We start from the raw sequence: 880 nt of genomic DNA on the forward strand, positions 1-880 counted from the left end.
AACGCGGGAAAGCGAAAGTTGGCGACTTACTTCAGTGCAAGCTTGTTCAACACCCAATTAAAAATGGTAAGCCACAAGCCCACATACTCGATAATCTTGGTAATGAAAAAGATGCAGGTATTGAGTGGACCTACAGTCTGAAAAAACATGGTATTAAAGAAGCTTGGAGTGAAAAATCTGAGCAAGATTTAAAGACATTGACGGAAGACTTGGTCGCTAAGTTATGTGCTGAGAGAGAAGATTTTAGTCAACATGCTTTCTTTACCATTGATGGTGAACGCACGACTGACATGGATGACGCGCTTTGCATTGAAGAAAACTCCGATGGCTGGAAGTTACTCGTTGCTATTGCTGATCCAGAAGCCTTAGTTAAGCATGCTCCGGTCTTAGAGAAAGAAGCTTTGCAACGCGGCGCTTCTTTGTATGCGCCTAATAAAGTTGTTTCAATGTTACCTGAAGAGGTGAGTGCGAACTTAGCCTCATTAGTAGAAGGAAAGACGCGTTTAGCGAAAGTTTTCACGATACAAGTTTCTAAAGATGGTGATGTTGCGCTAGAGAAAATTAGCCTTGGTAGTGTTACTTCGGCGCAAAAACTATCGTATACGCAAGCGAGCGATGATGCACTTGATGGTGTGAATGAGAATGTTCGACCACAAGTGATTGCGCTAAAAGGTCTTGCCGAAGCTCTACTAGAAAAACGTAAGAGCACAGCGAATGTCCAGCCTAGTCGCTCTGACTTTTTTATAGAGCTTAACGCTGACCAGAAAATTGAAGCAATTCACCCACGAACAAGTGTTGCGGCTCATGCATGGGTTGAAGAATGTATGTTAGCTGTGAATCGCTGTGCAGCTCAGTATTTTGCAGAGAACGCAAAATCTGC

Annotated in this window: 1 protein-coding gene; it reads left to right on the forward strand. The window is 43.2% G+C overall.

The genetic code is table 11. The features are described 5' to 3' along the window. Positions 1 to 880: RNB domain-containing ribonuclease (locus tag A3738_RS06595; protein ID WP_156504009.1), on the forward strand; the 880-nt coding region annotated here is incomplete at both ends.

The organism is Oleiphilus sp. HI0066, assembly GCF_001635725.1.